The sequence below is a fragment of the Streptomyces sp. NPDC038200 genome, from assembly GCF_055600785.1.
In genome coordinates this window covers 154,233-171,889 of the sequence record NZ_JBVJYH010000020.1, presented here as the reverse complement: position 1 = coordinate 171,889, position 17,657 = coordinate 154,233, and the positions used below count along the sequence as shown (strand labels likewise).

The window sequence follows — 17,657 nt, the reverse complement described above, 5'->3', positions numbered from 1 at the left end:
GTACTGCAGGGGGGACCCTGTGGGAGAGTAGGACGCCGCCGAACAAATATTGGGAAAACCCCCGCATCGATTCGATGCGGGGGTTTTCTGCGTTCTGCGTCCTCTAGGCTCCATGTCATGCGCTATGACCTCGTCATCTTCGACAACGACGGTGTACTCGTGGACAGCGAGCCCATATCGAACCGGCTCCTTGCCGCGTATCTGACCGAGCTGGGGCACCCGACGTCGTACGAGGACTCCATTCGCGACTACATGGGGTCGGCGATGCACCGGATCCATGACCTGATCCTGGAGCGGACGGGACAGCGGCTGCCGGCGGACTTCGACGAGGTCTTCCACACACGGGTGTTCGCCGCCTTCGAGCGGGAGTTGCAGCCGGTGGCCGGGGTCACCGGCGTACTGGAGAAGCTGGCCGCGGACGGGGTGCCGTACTGCGTGGCCTCCTCCGGGAGCCATGCGCGCATTCGGGTGGGACACCGGACCACCGGGCTCGACCGGTGGTTCCCGGAGGACAGGATCTTCAGCTCGGAGGACGTGGGGCGGGGGAAGCCGGCGCCGGATCTCTTCCTCTACGCGGCCGAACGGATGGGCGTGGCCCCCGAGCGGTGCGTGGTCGTCGAGGACTCCCCACTGGGCGTACAGGCGGCCTTGGCGGCCGGAATGGACGTGTACGGGTTCACCGCCATGACCCCGGCGGCCCGACTCGCAGGCGCCCACCAACTCTTCTCCACCCCCGGCGAGTTGACCGACCTGCTGATATGACCGCGGTCGGCCGGCCCGGCTGACATTTGTCATGCGGACCTCCGGACGAACGTTTCTACTGCCGGACCCCCCGCGACGGCGAAGCTGAGGGCATGACGAAGAACACGGGGACCCAGAGCCGGAAGCCGAGTGTGCTGGACAACTTCAAGCCGCTGCTCATCGATGTCGCGGTGCCGCTCGGCTCGTACTACCTGTTCAAGGACGGCTTCGGGATGAGCACCTTCGCGGCGCTCGCCTGGAGCAGCGTGGTGCCCGCGGCGCGGACCGTGTGGAGCCTCGTCGCGGAGCGGAAGACCAACGCCCTGGCGGGACTCATCCTCGTCGTGAACGTCGTCTCGCTGCTGCTGAGCTTCGTCTCCGGCGACCCGCGGCTGATGCTGGCCAAGGACAGCGGGGTCAGCAGCACGGTCGCCATCGGCATCCTGGTCTCCGTCCGGCTGGGGAAGCCGATGATGACCGCCGGCATGAAGCCCTTCCTCGTCAAGGGCGACGCCGCCAAGGAAGCCGCGTGGCAGCGGCTGACGTCCGGCGGCGCGGCCGACTCCGCGGCCTTCCGGCGCAAGGAGAACGCGTTCTCGATCGTCTGGGGCGTGGTGCTGTTCGCCGAGTGCGTCGCGCGGTTCGTGGGCGCCTACACCATCCCGGTGGACACGATGGTGTGGCTGGGCAGCGTCTTCCTGATCGGTGCCATGGCGATCGGCTTCGTGGTCAGCGGTGGGCTGGCGGTCGAGCCCATGGAGCGGATGCTCAAGGCCGAGGTCGAGGCCGAGGCCGGCCGCGTCGAACGGCCGACGGTCACCGTCGCGGCCTGACGCGTCAACCGACCCAGATGAAGCTGAAGGAAATTCATCTTTGGCTGGATCTACCCACAGGTAGCCCAGGGCCCTACTCTCGCCGCCATGACTGATGTGCTGCGGCGCGGTAGGGCCTCGCTGGCGTTCAGCTTCTTCGCGCAGGGCGTCGCCTTCGCCCTGCTGGTGACGCGCATCCCGGCCGTCCAGGACCGGTACGGCGTCTCCGACGCGCTGCTGCCGGTCTTCCTGGCCGCCGTGCCGATCCTCGCCGGCGTGGGCAGTGTGACCACGGAGCAGTTGGTGAAGCGGGTCCGGCCCAGCCGGCTGCTGCGCTGGTCCCAGCCGGTGGTGCTGCTGGCGTTGCTCGGCGTCGGGGCGGGCGGGCCCGGACAGGTGGCCGCGCTGGCGGTGGCGCTGGGCGTCTTCGGCCTGGCGGTGGGGGTGCTGGACGCGTCCATGAACATGCTCGGCGTCAGCCTCCAGCGTTCGTACGGACGCAGCATCATGCTCAGCTTTCACGCCGCCTACAGCCTGGGCGGGATCCTGGGGGCCTCGCTGGCCTGGGCCGGGGCGCACTGGCATCTGGCGCTGTGGGTGTCGTATCTGCCCGTGGTGGCCGTGCTGCTGCCGGCGACGCTGGTGGGGAGCCGGTGGTACGTCGACGGGGGTGGTGTCCCGGCGGACCGGGAGGAGCGGGGGCAGGGGGGCGGTGTCGCCTTCACGCTGTTGCTGCCGCTGTGCCTGGTGATGACCTTCGCCTACATCGGGGACTCGACGGTCTCCAACTGGAGCGCGAAGTACCTGAAGGACGTGCTGGGCAGCTCGGAGCAGCTGGCGACCGTGCCGTACAACGTGTACATGGTGACCACGCTGGTGGGCCGGACCCTCGGGGACCTCGGGGTGCGGCGGTTCGGGGCGGTGGCGGTCGTACGGCTCGGGGCGGTGGTCGCGGCCGGCGGGTTCGCGGTGGTCGCCACGGCGCCCGGGGCGTGGCTGGGGATGCTCGGGTTCACCCTGCTGGGGCTGGGTCTGTGCGTGCTGGTGCCGCAGACGTTCGCGGCGGCGGGGCGGCACGCTTTCGAACACCACGGTCCGGGGGCCTCGGACGCGGCGATCGCGCGGCTGAACATCTTCAATTACGTGGGCTTCCTGATCGGTTCGCCGTTGGTGGGTGCCCTGGGCGACGCCTGGAGCTATCGGGGGGCCATGTTGGTGCCGATGGTGTTGGTGCTGGTGACACTGGGGTATGCCACGTCGTTCGCCGCTCAACCGGACCGATACGGTGGCGGGCATGAGCGGCCGCGCACAGCTGATGTGGGACGAGGCAGTAACGGGCTATGACTTCGGCCCGAGTCATCCGATGGACCCGGTCCGGCTGGACCTGACCCGCCGGCTGGTCGGTGCCTTCGGGCTCGACCGGGAGCTGGAGATCGTCGCGGCGAAACCGGCCGGCGAGTCGACGCTGCGGCTGGTCCACCGGGAGGACTACATCGACGCCGTGAAGGCCGCGTCCGCGGATCCGGCGGGGGCCGACGGGTCGTACGGGCTCGGCACGATCGACGATCCCGCGTTCGCCGGGATGCACGAGGTGTCCGCGCTGATCGCGGGGCAGTCGGTGGGGGCGGCCGAGGCGGTGTGGCGGGGCGACGTCCTGCACGCCGTGAACTTCGCGGGCGGGCTGCACCACGCGATGCCGGGCGGGGCGTCGGGGTTCTGCGTCTACAACGACGCGGCGCTGGCCATCGCCCGGCTGCTGGAGCTGGGGGCCGAGCGGGTCGCCTACGTGGACGTCGACGTGCATCACGGGGACGGGGTGCAGGCGGCGTTCTGGGAGGACCCGCGGGTGCTGACGATCTCGCTGCACGAGCATCCCCGGACGTTGTTCCCGCAGACCGGCTGGCCGCAGGAGACGGGGGCCGGGGCGGGGGAGGGGGCCGCGGTGAACGTGGCGCTGCCCGCCGGGACCGGCGACGCGGGGTGGGTGCGGGCGTTCCACGCCGTGGTGCCGGAGCTGCTCGCCGAGTTCCGGCCGCAGGTGATCGTCTCCCAGCACGGCGCCGACACACACTTCGAGGACCCGCTGGCCCACCTGGCCGTGTCGCTGGACGCGCAGCGGGCGGTGCAGGTGGCGTGTCACGAACTGGCGCACGAGTACGCGGGCGGGAAGTGGATCGCGCTGGGCGGGGGCGGGTACGCGGTGGTGGATGTCGTACCGCGCTCGTGGACGCATCTGGTGGGGATCGTGGCGGGGAAGCCGGTTGCTCCGGAGGCGATGATCCCCGAGGGATGGCGGCAGGAAGTGTACGCGCGGACGCGGCAGTTGGGGCCGCAGCGGATGACGGACGGGCGGTGGCCGGTGGGATACGGCGTCTGGGAGGACGGATACGATCCCGCCGACCGCGTGGACCAGGCCGTGCTGGCCACCCGGCGGGCCGTGTTCCCGCTGCGGGGGCTGCTGCCCTGAGACGACCAGGGGCTCCGCCCCCTGGACCCGTTCGCCCACCCGCCCACTCGCCCACCCGCCGCTCGTCCCGGTCGGCGGGAAGAGCACGGTCGCGGACGCCCGTCCGGGCCGTCGTGCGCGGTATCCGCCCGCCTGCTCAGCCGCCGCCGGCTGCCCGGGCCGGCGGGGAAGGCGTCGTCGGCTGTCCGGACCGGCGGGGAAGGCGTCGTCGGGGCCCCGCATTAGGCCAACCGTGCGGATTTTCCCGGATTCCGGCCCGGGCCGCCCCCCGCTGGGCCACCATCGCAACCGTGTCGACCCCCGCCCGGCTTCGCGCGCATCTGGTGGCCGTCGGGCTGGCCGGGGTGGTGGCGACCTCGCGGGAGGAAAGCCTGCGGAGCTACCGGCTCTTCGCCGCCCGGGATCCGCGCGCGCTGATCGGGATCGACCCCGAAGGGCCCTGGGGATTCCCGGACTTGCTCGGGCTGATGGCGGAGAGGTGCGGGGTTTCGGCCGACCCTCGCTACACATCCGGTCCGGATGTGATCGATCCGGACCGGACACTTACCGCGCTGGACGCGTTCGCCGGTCGGATCCGTGCGGTCGCCCGGCGCGGTGCGCCCGTGCTGCTCGGCACGGGGCACCCGCAGCGGCTGCTCGGCTTCTACGTCGGCTTGGCGGACGCGTTGTCGGCGGCGGGATGTGAGGTACTCACCCCGGCGCAGGGTCACTGTGTCGACATATTGACCCGGTTCGGTCTACGCACCCATCGCCTCGACTACGTACGAGGGGTTGCCCTGGTGCGGGAACCGGCGAGCGGGCGCCCCGGTCGTGAGCCGGGTGCCCACAGCCACTCGCCGCTCCCGGTTCGGGTCGTCCTGGATGCCGCGGCGGCGGCCGGCGGGCCGCTGCCCGAGCTGGTCGTGGGGGATCACGGGTGGGTCTGCGGTGCTGGTCAGCTGGGGTTCGAAGCCATCGGCCTGGCCGACACCGACGATCCCGCGCTGTTCGTGGGGGAGGCCGAGGGGCGGGTGTCCGTCGTCGTTCCGGTTGATGACGCAGTGCGGTCTAGTCACTACCGCCCGCTGATCCGCTACGTACTCAATCGAGCGTGTCTGTCACAGTAGGCCGCCGATGGGTGCACCTCTTCCCCACTCGCATCACCCGCCCCTAGTCTGGGGAGTGAGCACGCAGCGACGAAGAGTCACCGGAAGGGGAAGCCGGTGGCCGTCGAGTGCGGAAGGTTCAGGTGTGTCATGGCTGCAGCTGGCGAGAGGCCTCTGAACGAGGTTCAGTTCCTTACCGTGGCGGAGGTCGCCTCGGTGATGCGAGTGTCGAAGATGACCGTGTACCGCCTGGTGCACAGCGGTCATCTGCCCGCGATCCGGGTGGGACGGTCGTTCCGCGTCCCGGAACAAGCGGTACACGAGTACCTCCGCGACAGCTATGTGGGGGTGGAGACGGCCTGACGGCCACCCCCGGGTGACCCGGGGGTGCCCCCTCGATTACGACCTCGGCGCTCGGTTGGGTAGGCTAGCCCCTCGTAGGTCGTGTGGGCCCATGGCGCCCAAACAACCGAGTGATGAGAAGTGAGCGAGGGTAGTCGTGGGCTCTGTTATCAAGAAGCGGCGCAAGCGGATGGCCAAGAAGAAGCACCGCAAGCTGCTCAAGCGCACGCGCGTTCAGCGTCGCAACAAGAAGTAGTCCGCTCCCCGCGTCAGCGGGGGTGAACTACGAGGTTGCGGCGCCGCGAAAGCGTGGCCCTGTGGCCCCCCACCGACAGTGGTGGGGGGCCACAGTCATGTTCCGGCCTGTGCCGATGGGGGAAATTCCGTCACCTCGTGCATCGAGGGTCATCACAGCGCAACGTCGACCGGCTAGGTTGGCCGCACACGGGGAACGCGGGATACCGGTTACGCGGGAAGGAAGGCGCTGATCTTGGGAAAGGTCGTGCTCGTCACCGGAGTGGCCCGGCAGCTGGGCGGCCGGTTCGTGCGGCGGATCCAGCGGGACCCGGAGGTCGACCGCGTGATCGCCGTGGACGCGGTGCCGCCGGCGCACCATCTGGGCGGAGCCGACTTCATCCAGGCCGACATCCGGCAGCCGACCATCGCCCGGGTGCTCGCCGAGACGGGTGCCGACACGGTCGTCCACATGGACGTGACGGGCACGGCGCTGGGCGGCGGGAGCCGGGCCACGGTCAAGGAGACCAATGTCATCGGCACCATGCAGCTGCTCGGTGCCTGCCAGAAGTCGCCCTCCGTCCAGCGGCTCGTGGTGAAGTCCAGTACGAACGTGTACGGGTCCGCGCCGCGCGATCCGGCCGTGTTCACCGAGACGACCCCGCCCAAGTCGCTGCCCAGCGGCGGCTTCGCGAAGGACGCCGTCGAGGTGGAGGGCTACGTGCGCGGGTTCGCGCGGCGGCGGCCGGACGTCGCCGTGTGCGTGCTGCGGTTCGCCAACATCCTGGGGCCGACCGCGGACACCCCCCTCGCCTCGTACTTCGCGCTGCCCGTCCTGCCGACCGTGTTCGGCTACGACCCGCGGCTGCAGTTCGTGCACGAGGACGACGTGATCGAGGTGCTGCGGATCGCCTCGCACGAGCCGCGCCGGGGCACCCTCAACAGCGGCACCTTCAACATCGCCGGGGACGGCGTCCTGCCGCTCTCGCAGTGCTCACGGCGGCTCGGCCGCCCCACCGTGCCGCTGCTGCTGCCCGCGGTCACCTGGGCCGGTTCCCTGGTCCGTACGCTCGGCATGACGGACTTCTCGCCGGAGCAGATCCGGCTGCTCACCCATGGGCGCGTGGTGGACACCGTCCAGATGCGCGAGACGCTGGGCTTCACGCCCCGCTACACCACGGCCGAGACCTTCGCGGACTTCGCGCACGGCCAGGGCCCCGGGCTGCTGCCGCCGGAGGCCCTCGCGGGGGCCGTCGACCGGATCGCCGCGCTGACCGCGAGGGCAGGCGGCCACCCCCAGACGCACAGCGCCAACTGAGGAGAGCGGCAACGATGGCGGACGCCAAGGTCATTCCGTTCGACGACGACCGCTCCCGCGGGAGCGCCGCCCAGCGTCAGGCGCGGCGCCGGGGGAGCCGGCGCGGCGCGCTCGGTGAGCCGGGCGAGATCGGTGCGGTCCAGCCCCTGCCGGGCAGGGAGCGGGCGCAGGAGGATGGGCCTGTGAGCCGCGAGGAGGAGCCGCTGGAGCAGCCGGATGCCGACGGGCGGGACGGCGGCCTGGAGCGGCGGGTGGCGGCCGGGCTGGCCTTTCTGCGGCGCCGGCTCACCGGGGACTACGAGGTCGACGACTTCGGCTACGACGAGGAGCTGACCGACCAGGTCCTGATGTCGCTGCTGCGGCCGGTGTACGAGAAGTACTTCCGGGTCGAGGTGAAGGGCATCGAGAACATCCCGGCCGAGGGCGGGGCGCTGATCGTCGCCAATCACTCCGGGACGCTGCCGCTGGACGGCCTGATGATGCAGGTGGCGGTGCACGACCACCACCCGGCCGGGCGGCATCTGCGGCTGCTGGCGGCCGATCTGGTCTTCGTGCTGCCGGTGGTCAACGAGCTGGCCCGCAAGCTGGGGCACACGCTGGCGTGCGCGGAGGACGCGGAGCGGTTGCTGGGCCAGGGCGAGCTGGTCGGGGTGATGCCGGAGGGCTTCAAGGGCATCGGGAAACCTTTCAGCGAGCGGTACAAGCTCCAGCGGTTCGGCCGTGGCGGTTTCGTCTCGACGGCCCTGCGCCAGGGGGTGCCGATCATCCCGTGCTCGATCGTGGGGGCCGAGGAGATCTACCCCATGATCGGCAACGCGAAGACCCTCGCCCGTCTGCTGGGTTTCCCGTACTTCCCGCTGACGCCGACCTTCCCGTGGCTGGGTCCGCTGGGTGCGATCCCCCTCCCCACGAAGTGGACGATCCAGTTCGGCGAGCCGATCCCGACGGACGGCTATCCGCCGGAGGCGGCGGAGGACCCGATGCTGATGTTCAACCTGACCGACCAGGTCCGGGAGCAGATCCAGCACACGCTGTACAAGCTGTTGGTGCAGCGGCGGTCGGTGTTCTTCTGAGCTGTGCGGTACCGCATCCGGGGCGCCCCTGCTCGGAAAGGGGCGCCCCGGATGCCGTGGCGGTGGGCCGCTAGTCCGCGTCCTCGCTGTCGATGCCCAGGCCGGGGAGCAGGTCGGGCAGGAGCGGGGGGATGGTGACGTCCGGCTGGCCCGTGGGGGACTTGCCCGCGGACGGCGAACTGCCCTCGCTGCCGGTCTTCGGCGGATCGAGCAGGCCCCCCGTGTCGCCGCCGATGAGGCCCTCGACGGTGCTGCCGGTGGCCGAGCCGCTCGGCGTGCCGGTGCCGGTGTGCTTGCCCGCGGACGGGGTGCTGCCGGCGCTGGGTGCGGTCGACCGGTGGCTTCCGGAGGAGCCGGTGGAGGGCGAGCCGGAGCCGCCGTGGCGTCTTCCCTCGCCGGACCGGGGCGGCTGCTGCGGGAGCAGGGACTGCAGCGGGGCGACCTCTTCGTCTATGGCGTCGAAGACCGAGGACACCTGCTGTTTGACGTCGCCCAGCTGCACGGGCAGCTTGTCGCTGAGCGCGCTCCAGGCCTCGCGGTGGGACCGGGAGAAACTGGACAGCGCCTGGATGGGGCCGAGGGAGCCCGGGTCCGCCTCATAGGCCGCGTGGAGCAGGCGGTGGCCCTCGGTGACATCGTGCTGCATCCCGGAGAGGGTGCGGCGGATCTCCCCGATGGACTCGTGGTCCAGATGGCCGCCCCGGCCGCGCTCCAGCAGTCTGCGGGCCTCGCTGAGCCGGGTGGACGCCTGGTCGAGGTAGGTCTGGCCGCGCTGGTCGTCGCCGTCGGCCAGATAGTTGAGCTTGAAGTCCTCGATGCCGCGTTTGAGGCCGTACAGCGAGTCGCCGGGCAGGGCGTCGGAGCTGGCGGCGGCGACACCGCCGAAGGCTCCGGCGGCCACGCCCACGCTGAGCCCGCCGGCCGCGAGCCCCTTGGTCAGTCTGGTGCGCGGGCGGAGTTTGCCCAGCGGACTCGCCCGGTGCGCGCCCCTGCCCCGGTGTGCCCGCTGTTCCGGTACCGACGCGTCCGCCGCCGTGCCCTCCTGGAGCATGGCCTCCATCGCGGCCACCAGCTGGGCGCGCTGGACGACCTTGACCTCGGGGTCGAGCTGCGGCTTGGGCAGCGCGTCCAGCCCCGCGGTCAGGGTCAGCAGTCTGCCCCGCTCGGTGTGTTCCTCGGTGGTCGGCGGTGCTTCCGCCGGCGCTGCGGACTGCTCGGCCGCCGTTTCCCGGTCGGACTGCTCATCCAGGGCCTGGGCGAAGGCGTTCGCCCGCCGGTGCGCCGATACGTTCGCGATCACTGGCGGCACCTCCTCTCGTCATGACGGTCGGCTCCCCAGGGGGTCCTGAGGGTCGCACGCCCCCGACCGCTTCCACACGATCGAGCGATCGGGGAGGGCCGGGACGTGACCACAGGGAGCCTGTATCCCGCACAACGACTGGCGCGGCACTTGGGTTACGGACGGCGGATGATCGGATCAGAAAGACAACGGGCCTTCACGGAACGTGAGTTGGCTGTCGCTCGTGGTTGCCGCGGTCAGCGGACGTCGTCGGGCAGCAGTCGGGCGAGCGTGCGCACGGCGCGGTACTGGAGGGTCTTGATGGCGCCCTCGTTCTTGCCCATGACGCGTGCGGTCTCGGCGACCGAGAGGCCCTGGAGGAAGCGGAGCGTCACGCACTCCTGCTGCTGCGGGTTGAGCCGCCGTACGGCGTCGAGCAGGGCGGCGTTCGACAGGGACTCCAGGACCGAGTCCTCCGGGGAGCGCTCGACCTCGTTGGCGTCGAGCATCTCGCCGGTGGTGACCTCCAGCCGGAAGCGGCTGGACTTGAAGTGGTCGGCGACCAGGTTCCGGGCGATGGTGACCAGCCAGGCCCCGAAGTCGCGGCCCTGCCAGGTGAAGGTGCCGATCCTTCTGAGCGCCCGCAGAAAGGTCTCACTGGTGAGGTCCTCGGCGGTGGCCCGGCCGCCGACGCGGTAGTAGATGTACCGGTAGACGGTGTCGCTGTACTGGTCGTAGAGCCGGCCGAAGGCCTCGGCCTCCCCCGCCTGGGCGCGTTCGACGAGGTCCATCATCCGGGCGCTGTCGCTGTCGGCGGCCGGGCGGCGAGCGCTGGCCGCGCCGGTCGCGCGGCCGCGTCTGCCGACCGCCGCGCTGCCCTCGGCCAGTGCGTAGCACGGGCCGGCGGGCGCGGCGGCGGCGAAGGCGGGGACGGCGTACGCGGTGGGGACCAGGCCGCGCAGCGTCTCTTTGACCGTTGCGACTGTTGCGCGCAGCGTAGCCAGGCCCGAGGCGTCAACCCCGACGTGTGGGTACACGGGACTCCCAGAGGCAGAGCTTCCATCACGTGCAGTGCGGAACCTTTCACCCGTCGTAGCGACGAGAGGGGTACCGGTTTGCGTCTGAGGAGAATAACGCTTCGTACAGGCCCTGCTACACCGAGTTGTTCAAATCGCCGATTGCGTCGCATCTGTTGTCGTTTGATGCCTGGTCAAGTTCCGCAAGATGATCGGTTGTTGACCGGAAAAGGGCGTGTTTCGGTGAACTGCAGGGCGTGTTGAACGTGGTGATGTACATGAGCCCGATCAAAGGGCACGCGGAGCCGTGACCGGGCGTGTCGGGGCGGCTGTCCGGGGGTGTGGGCGCGGTCCGACTGCCCGGGGCGGGACGGGGCAGGGCGGAGGAGGGCGGGGCGCTACCGGCGGCGGCGGCTCAGGGCGATCGCGGCGGCCGTGCCACCGGCGACCGCGCCGACGCCCGCCGCGGCCGGGATGCCGACCTTCGCGGCCTTGCGGCCCGTGCGGTAGTCCCGCAGGCGCCAGTCCTGCTCGCGGGCGTGCCTGCGGAGCTTGGCGTCCGGGTTGATGGCGTAGGGGTGGCCGACCAGGGACAGCATGGGGATGTCGTTGTGGCTGTCGCTGTAGGCCGCGCAGCGCGAGAGGTCCAGCCCCTCGGCCGCGGCCAGGGCGCGGACCGCCTCCGCCTTGGCGGGGCCGTGCAGCGGCTCGCCGACCAGCTTGCCGGTGTAGACGCCGTCGACCGACTCGGCCACCGTGCCGAGGGCGCCGGTCAGACCGAGGCGGCGGGCGATGGTGTGGGCGATCTCGACGGGGGCCGCGGTGACCAGCCAGACCTTCTGGCCCGCGTCCAGATGGGCCTGGGCGAGGGCGCGGGTGCCGGGCCAGATGCGGTCGGCCATGTACTCGTCGTAGATCTCCTCGCCGATCGACTCCAGCTCGGCGACCCGGTGGCCCTTGACGATCGACAGCGCCGAGTCGCGGGCGTCCTGCATGTGCTCCGGGTCCTCGACGCCGGCCAGCCGGAACCACGCCTGCTGCCAGGCGAACCTGGCCAGGTCGCGGGTCTCGAAGAACTTCCGCTTGTACAGCCCCCGGCCGAAGTGGAACAGCGCGGCGCCCTGCATCACCGTGTTGTCGAGGTCGAAGAAGGCGGCGGCCCTGTCGTCGCCGATCACCGGGAACTCCGGTTCCTCCGGCGTGGCGGGCGGAGTCTCCTGCGAGGACTTGCGGGCGGCCTCCGCCGAGGCCTCGCCTGCCAACACGCTCCGCGCCGTGGCGGAGCGCCTACGGGGAGTGAGCCATCCGAGAGGGGCCATGACGTGAGCATAGCCAGTCGGTTCGGGGGTTCCGGAGTCGAGAGGTTGGCGCGGTGTGAACTCTGCGCGACCGAGTCGTTAAAGAAGCGATCCGGAACGGGCGTGGAGCGCGCGAGAATGGCCGGCATGAGTCCCCTCTTCCGACGCAAGGCCGAGCCGCGCGCCCGGCTGGTCACTCTCGTCCGCAAGCCCGGCTGCCATCTGTGCGACGACGCGCAGGCGGTGATCGAGAAGGTCTGCGGCGACCTCGGCGTGCCGTGGGAGCCGAAGGACATCACCGAGGACCGGGAACTGCACGACCGCTACTGGGAACAGATCCCGGTCGTCCTCATCGACGGTGAACAGCACACCTTCTGGCGCGTGAACGAGGAGCGACTGCGCCGCGCACTGACCGGCCAGAACTGACCGACCAGTCCAAACCGGTCGGAAAGTCGCTTAGGATCGACGGCGGTTTGGTCTCGGGGGCGGGATTCGTGAGGAGTGTGTGCGGTTTTGCCCCCAGTAACGAAGGAGCGCCGGTGCGTATGCGCCGGTTCCCGGCGTAGGCGCGAAACCCGCGTGACCCCGGTCACTTCTGGTGGGCAAATCGGACACCATCTTTGTGCACGCGTTCACAAAGACATAGCCTGCTGTCGACGGGGCGGTCTGGGGACGTATGACCGCCTGCAGCCCCGCTCTACCCGCAGGAGCACCGTGGCAACTGGCCGAACACACCGACCGGCGACCCGTAGCCGAGGGATTCCCGAGGCCACCGTCGCCCGGCTTCCGCTGTACCTCCGAGCCCTCACCGCACTGTCGGAGCGCTCGGTACCCACGGTCTCCTCCGAGGAGCTGGCCGCGGCGGCGGGGGTCAACTCCGCCAAGCTGCGCAAGGATTTCTCGTACCTGGGCTCCTACGGAACGCGCGGTGTCGGCTACGACGTGGAGTATCTCGTCTACCAGATCTCCCGCGAGCTCGGCCTGACCCAGGACTGGCCGGTTGTGATCGTCGGTATCGGCAACCTCGGCGCAGCCCTGGCCAATTACGGCGGTTTCGCCTCCCGCGGCTTCCGGGTCGCCGCGCTGATCGACGCCGACCCGGCGATGGCCGGCAAGCCGGTCGCGGGCATCCCGGTCCAGCACACCGACGACCTCGAGAAGATCATCGAGGACAACGGCGTGTCGATCGGTGTGATCGCCACCCCCGCCGGTGCCGCCCAGCAGGTCTGCGACCGGCTCGTGGCCGCCGGTGTGACCTCCATCCTGAACTTCGCGCCGACGGTGCTGTCCGTCCCGGACGGCGTCGACGTGCGCAAGGTCGACCTCTCCATCGAGCTGCAGATCCTCGCGTTCCACGAGCAGCGCAAGGCCGGCGAGGAGACCGCCGCGGGCGACGGCGCGCTGCCCGCCGCCGCCCCCCGCGGCACGGCCGCCGCGCACTCCGCCGACCAGGGGCCCGACGGGGACGTCCCCGCCGTGATGCCGGCATGAGTCTCCTCGTCGTCGGACTGAGCCACCGCAGTGCCCCGGTCAGCGTGCTGGAGCGGGCGGCGCTGAGCGCGGACGCCCAGATCAAGCTGCTCCAGGACACGGTCGCCGCCGAGCCCGCCACCGAGGCCGCGGTGCTGGCCACCTGCAACCGCATCGAGCTGTACGCCGACGTGGACAAGTTCCACGCCGGTGTCGCCGAGCTGTCCACGCTGCTCGCCCAGCACAGCGGGGTCGGCCTGGACGAGCTGACGCCCTACCTGTACGTGCACTACGAGGACCGGGCCGTCCACCACCTGTTCACGGTGGCCTGCGGGCTGGACTCGATGGTCGTCGGCGAGGGACAGATCCTCGGCCAGATCAAGGACTCCCTGGCCCGCGCCCAGGAGCTGCACACCGCCGGCAGACTGCTGAACGACCTGTTCCAGCAGGCCCTGCGGGTCGGCAAGCGCGCCCACTCCGAGACCGGCATCGACCGCGCCGGCCAGTCCCTGGTCACCTTCGGCCTGGAGCAGCTGGCCGCGGGCGGCGACGTCCGGGAGTGGGCCGCGGGCAGCCGGGCGCTGGTCATCGGCGCCGGGTCCATGTCGTCCCTGGCCGCCGCGACGCTCGCCCGCGCCGGGGTCGCCGAGGTCGTCGTCGCCAACCGCACCTTCGAGCGCGCCGAGCGGCTCGCCCTCCTGCTCGAGGAGCAGTACGGACACGGCCCGACCGAGGGCGGCGGCACGAGCGCCGTGACCGCCCGCGCGGTGCGCATGGACGCGGTGGGCGACGAACTGACACGTGCCGACGTCGTCGTCTCGTGTACCGGGGCGACGGGTCTGGTGCTCACGGCGGAGGCGGTCGCGCAGGCGGTCGAGGGCCGTACCGGCGCCCCCGTCGCCGAGATCGACGGCCCCACCGGCACCGCTCCCGCGGCCGGCCTCACCCCCGCGGCCGACACCGCGCGTACGCCCGGCAAGGCCAAGGCGCCGCTGGCGCCCGCCGCCGGCAACGACGAGAACTGCCCGCTCGACCTGGCCGCCGCACAGCCCGGCTTCTCCGTGATGGGCGAGGCCGCCGTGGCCGGCATGGACGCCGCCACCCTGGAGCAGCACGCGGCCTGGGCCGCGGGAGGCACCCTCGACCGCCGGGAGCGCCGTACCCCCGAGGCGGACGCCGAGCTGATCACCGCGCTCGCCGCGACCGTCGCGACGGTGGGCCGCATCCCCGAGCGGCGCAAGCCGGAGCCGGTGGCCGAGCGCCCGGCCCCCTTCTTCTTCCTCCTCGACCTGGCCATGCCCCGCGACATCGACGCGGCCGTGCACCGGCTGGCCGGGGTCCGCCTGGTGGACATCGAGTCGCTGGCGGAAGCCTCCGCCGACGCCCCGATGGCGGCCGACGCGGACCAGGTCCGGCGTATCGTCTCCGACGAGGTCGCGGCCTTCGGCGCGGCACAGCGGGCGGCGCACATCACGCCGACCGTGGTCGCGCTGCGCACCATGGCCGCCGATGTCGTCGCCGGTGAGATCGCGCGGCTCGACGGCCGCCTGCCCGACCTGGACGAGCGCCAGCGCGGCGAGATCCGGCAGGCCGTCCACCGGGTCGTGGACAAGCTGCTGCACGCCCCGACCGTACGGGTCAAGCAGCTCGCGGCCGAGCCCGGCGGCGCCGGGTACGCGGACGCGTTGCGCACCCTCTTCGACCTCGACCCCGAGACGGTCGCCTCCGTCTCCCGGGCCGGGGACAGCACGGACGACAAGGACCGACCGGCATGAGTGAGAAGGCACTGCGACTGGGGACCAGGCGGAGCAAACTCGCCATGGCCCAGTCGGGGCAGGTGGCGGAGGCCGTCCGCCAGGTGACCGGGCGGCCCGTCGAGCTGGTCGAGATCACCACGTACGGCGACACCTCCCGCGAGCACCTGGCGCAGATCGGCGGCACCGGCGTGTTCGTGACGGCGCTGCGCGACGCGCTGCTGCGGGGCGAGGTCGACTTCGCGGTTCATTCGCTGAAGGACCTGCCGACCGCACAGCCCGAGGAGCTGGCCCTGGCCGCCGTACCGGTGCGCGAGGACCCGCGGGACGTGATCGTCGCGCGCGACGCCCTGAAGTTCACCGACCTCCCGCGCGGTGCGCGCATCGGTACCGGCTCGCCGCGCCGCATGGCGCAGCTGAACGCGTACGCCCGCGCCCACGGCCTGGACATCGAGACGGTCCCGATCCGCGGCAACGTCGACACGCGCATCGGATACGTCCGCGACGCCGAACTGGACGCGGTCGTGCTGGCCGCGGCCGGCCTCAACCGGATCGGCCGGATCGACGAGGTGACCGACTTCCTGTCGGTCGACACGGTTCTGCCCGCCCCCGGCCAGGGGGCCCTGGCGATCGAGTGTGCCGCGCGGCACACGGAACTCGCCGCCGCGCTCGGCGAGCTGGACGACCCGCTCACGCGGGCCGCCGTCACCGCCGAGCGGTCCCTGCTCGCCGCCCTGGAGGCCGGTTGCAGCGCACCTGTGGGCGCGCTGGCCGACCTTCCCCCACTCTCGGCTCCGCTCGAGCGGGGGGACCCCCAGGCCGACGGGCAGATTGTCAACGAAATGCGCCTGCGGGGCGTCGTCGGCACCACCGACGGCTCTCGCATGGTGCAGCTGTCCACCACCGGTCCCGTGCCCCAGACGCACGACCAGGCGTGGGCACTCGGTCGCGAACTCGCCACCGAGATGCTCGCCCAGGGCGCGGCCGGTCTGATGGGGGAGCGAGCACAGTGAGCCCCACCACTCTTCCCGCCGGTCCGGAACACGGGCACGTCACCTTCCTCGGTGCCGGACCCGGGGATCCGGGACTGCTGACTCTGCGCGCCGTGGAGGCGCTGTCGCACGCGGATGTCCTGGTCGCCGAGCACGAGGTGCTCGACGTGATCCGGACGCACGCCCGACAGGGCGTCTCCGTCGTGCCGATGGACGCGGACCCGTCCTCGGTGTCACCGCCGGGCACGGGCACGCCCCAGCTGACGGTGGTTGACGGCACGTCAACACCCGCCGCTGTCCCGGCTGCTGCCCGGGATGCCGCTCATCTTGTCATGGAGGCTGCGCGGGGCGGCAGGCGGGTCGTCCGTGCGGTGTCCGGGGACCCGGGCCTTGATACGTACGCGGCCCAGGAAATGCTCGCCTGCGCCGACGCCGGGGTGACCTTCGAGGTCGTCCCCGGTGTCGCGGCGGCGGTCGGCGTGCCCGCGTACGCCGGTGTGCCGCTGCGGGACGCCGAGGGCGCGGACGTCCGGTTCGTGGACGCCCGTACCGCCTCCGAGCGCTGCTGGACGGAGGTGGGCGCGTCCGACGGCACGGTGGTGGTGTCCACGACCCTGGACTCCGTGGCCGTGGCGGCGGGCGAGCTGGTCTCGGCGGGCCGCAAGCCCGACACCCCGCTGACGGTGACCGTCGCCGGTACGACGACCCGTCAGCGCACCTGGACGGCGACGCTCGGCACGATCGCGCAGACGCTGAAGCAGGCGAAGGTGCTGCCGTCGCCGGACGGCGGCCGGCCGGTGATAGCCGTGGTCGGCGAGCGTTCCGCCGCCGCCCGGCGCGACCAGCTGTCGTGGTTCGAGTCCAAGCCGCTGTTCGGCTGGAAGGTGCTCGTGCCGCGGACGAAGGAGCAGGCGGCATCGCTCTCCGACCAGCTGCGGTCCTACGGCGCCGTGCCCCACGAGGTCCCGACGATCGCCGTCGAGCCGCCGCGCACGCCCCAGCAGATGGAACGTGCCGTCAAGGGGCTGGTGACCGGCCGGTACGAGTGGATCGCCTTCACGTCGGTCAACGCGGTGAAGGCCGTCCGGGAGAAGTTCGAGGAGTACGGCCTTGACGCTCGGGCTTTTGCGGGTATCAAGGTGGCTGCGGTGGGCGAGCAGACCGCGAAGGCGCTGGTGGCCTTCGGCGTGAAGCCGGACCTGGTGCCGAGCGGCGAGCAGTCCGCTGCCGGCCTCCTGGAGGACTGGCCGCCCTACGACCCGGTCTTCGACCCGATCGACCGTGTCTTCCTGCCCCGTGCCGACATCGCGACGGAGACGCTCGTCGCCGGGCTCATCGAGCTGGGCTGGGAGGTGGACGACGTCACGGCCTACCGGACCGTGCGCGCCTCGCCGCCGCCGGCCGACACCCGTGAGGCGATCAAGGGCGGCGGCTTCGACGCGGTCCTCTTCACGTCCTCGTCCACGGTCCGGAACCTGGTCGGTATCGCGGGCAAGCCGCACAACGTGACGGTCATCGCCTGCATCGGCCCGGCCACGGCGAAGACCGCCGAGGAGCACGGCCTGCGGGTCGACGTCATGGCCCCGGAGCCCTCGGTGCACAAGCTGGCCGAGGCCCTCGCCGACTTCGGCATGAAGCGGCGCGCCGCGGCGGTGGAGGCCGGAGACCCGGTGACTCGCCCGAGCGAACGCCGGCCGGGGGCGCGCAGGCGCCGCTCGACGACCTGAACCACCAGGGGGCCCCACCCCCTGGACCCCGGCCGCACTCCGGCCTGTG

The 17,657-nt window shown here is 71.6% G+C and carries 17 protein-coding genes; 14 read left to right on the top strand and 3 right to left on the bottom strand.

Annotation, left to right across the window (positions count from 1 at the left end):
• The first annotated feature begins 117 nt into the window (after window positions 1-117).
• The 9 genes from ACZ7KF_RS32785 to ACZ7KF_RS32745 all read left to right on the top strand — a co-directional run bounded on the left by ACZ7KF_RS32785 (window position 118) and on the right by ACZ7KF_RS32745 (window position 8,072).
• Window positions 118-762 carry an HAD family hydrolase gene (locus ACZ7KF_RS32785; protein ID WP_471083244.1) on the top strand — a complete coding sequence of 215 codons (645 nt, stop codon included), beginning with the start codon at window positions 118-120 and terminating at the stop codon, window positions 760-762.
• 92 nt (window positions 763-854) lie between these two features.
• A complete protein-coding gene (locus ACZ7KF_RS32780) occupies window positions 855-1,574 on the top strand; it encodes a VC0807 family protein (protein WP_471083241.1) in 720 nt (239 codons plus the stop codon).
• An 87-nt stretch (window positions 1,575-1,661) separates the two neighbouring features.
• Window positions 1,662-2,897: an MFS transporter gene (locus ACZ7KF_RS32775; RefSeq protein WP_471083238.1), complete on the top strand. Its 1,236-nt coding sequence runs from the start codon at window positions 1,662-1,664 to the stop codon at window positions 2,895-2,897.
• Window positions 2,848-4,020, top strand: coding sequence for an acetoin utilization protein AcuC (locus ACZ7KF_RS32770; RefSeq protein ID WP_471083235.1), 1,173 nt, complete (start codon window positions 2,848-2,850; stop codon window positions 4,018-4,020). The genes ACZ7KF_RS32775 and ACZ7KF_RS32770 overlap by 50 nt, the downstream gene beginning before the upstream one ends.
• 290 nt (window positions 4,021-4,310) lie before the next feature.
• The gene (locus ACZ7KF_RS32765) at window positions 4,311-5,126 is read left to right on the top strand and encodes a phosphatase (protein ID WP_471083232.1); all 816 of its coding nucleotides are present in this window, start codon (window positions 4,311-4,313) and stop codon (window positions 5,124-5,126) included.
• Window positions 5,127-5,255: 129 nt separating this feature from the next.
• Window positions 5,256-5,468, top strand: a complete 213-nt coding sequence (locus ACZ7KF_RS32760) for a helix-turn-helix domain-containing protein (protein WP_121791081.1) — start codon at window positions 5,256-5,258, stop codon at window positions 5,466-5,468.
• A gap of 136 nt (window positions 5,469-5,604) precedes the next feature.
• A complete protein-coding gene (locus ACZ7KF_RS32755; protein WP_003948845.1) occupies window positions 5,605-5,703 on the top strand; it encodes a 30S ribosomal protein bS22 in 99 nt (32 codons plus the stop codon).
• Window positions 5,704-5,937: 234 nt separating this feature from the next.
• Window positions 5,938-6,999, top strand: a complete 1,062-nt coding sequence (locus tag ACZ7KF_RS32750; protein ID WP_471083229.1) for an NAD-dependent epimerase/dehydratase family protein — start codon at window positions 5,938-5,940, stop codon at window positions 6,997-6,999.
• Between the two features lie 14 nt (window positions 7,000-7,013).
• Window positions 7,014-8,072, top strand: a complete 1,059-nt coding sequence (locus ACZ7KF_RS32745; protein ID WP_471083226.1) for a lysophospholipid acyltransferase family protein — start codon at window positions 7,014-7,016, stop codon at window positions 8,070-8,072.
• A 70-nt stretch (window positions 8,073-8,142) separates the two neighbouring features.
• Here the strand turns inward: ACZ7KF_RS32745 and ACZ7KF_RS32740 are convergent, their stop codons facing one another.
• The 3 genes from ACZ7KF_RS32740 to ACZ7KF_RS32730 all read right to left on the bottom strand — a co-directional run bounded on the left by ACZ7KF_RS32740 (window position 8,143) and on the right by ACZ7KF_RS32730 (window position 11,686).
• Complete coding sequence (locus ACZ7KF_RS32740; RefSeq protein ID WP_471083223.1) at window positions 8,143-9,372, bottom strand: DUF5667 domain-containing protein; 1,230 nt, start codon at window positions 9,370-9,372, stop codon at window positions 8,143-8,145.
• A 236-nt stretch (window positions 9,373-9,608) separates the two neighbouring features.
• On the bottom strand, window positions 9,609-10,388 hold the full coding sequence (locus ACZ7KF_RS32735) for an ECF subfamily RNA polymerase sigma factor, BldN family (RefSeq protein WP_471083220.1): 780 nt from the start codon (window positions 10,386-10,388) through the stop codon (window positions 9,609-9,611).
• A gap of 377 nt (window positions 10,389-10,765) precedes the next feature.
• Window positions 10,766-11,686, bottom strand: a complete 921-nt coding sequence (locus ACZ7KF_RS32730; protein WP_471083217.1) for an HAD family hydrolase — start codon at window positions 11,684-11,686, stop codon at window positions 10,766-10,768.
• Window positions 11,687-11,803: 117 nt separating this feature from the next.
• On the opposite strand from ACZ7KF_RS32730, the gene ACZ7KF_RS32725 reads away from it, so the two are divergent.
• The 5 genes from ACZ7KF_RS32725 to ACZ7KF_RS32705 all read left to right on the top strand — a co-directional run bounded on the left by ACZ7KF_RS32725 (window position 11,804) and on the right by ACZ7KF_RS32705 (window position 17,608).
• Window positions 11,804-12,091, top strand: coding sequence for a glutaredoxin family protein (locus ACZ7KF_RS32725; RefSeq protein WP_471083214.1), 288 nt, complete (start codon window positions 11,804-11,806; stop codon window positions 12,089-12,091).
• 288 nt (window positions 12,092-12,379) lie between these two features.
• Window positions 12,380-13,156, top strand: a complete 777-nt coding sequence (locus ACZ7KF_RS32720; RefSeq protein ID WP_471083211.1) for a redox-sensing transcriptional repressor Rex — start codon at window positions 12,380-12,382, stop codon at window positions 13,154-13,156.
• Window positions 13,153-14,910, top strand: coding sequence for a glutamyl-tRNA reductase (locus tag ACZ7KF_RS32715; protein WP_471083209.1), 1,758 nt, complete (start codon window positions 13,153-13,155; stop codon window positions 14,908-14,910). Before ACZ7KF_RS32720 ends, ACZ7KF_RS32715 begins: the two co-directional genes overlap by 4 nt.
• On the top strand, window positions 14,907-15,902 hold the full coding sequence (hemC, locus tag ACZ7KF_RS32710) for a hydroxymethylbilane synthase (protein ID WP_471083206.1): 996 nt from the start codon (window positions 14,907-14,909) through the stop codon (window positions 15,900-15,902). The genes ACZ7KF_RS32715 and hemC overlap by 4 nt, the downstream gene beginning before the upstream one ends.
• Entirely contained in the window at window positions 15,899-17,608 is a 1,710-nt protein-coding gene (locus tag ACZ7KF_RS32705) for a bifunctional uroporphyrinogen-III C-methyltransferase/uroporphyrinogen-III synthase (protein ID WP_471083203.1), read from the top strand. The genes hemC and ACZ7KF_RS32705 overlap by 4 nt, the downstream gene beginning before the upstream one ends.
• Window positions 17,609-17,657 lie beyond the last annotated feature (49 nt).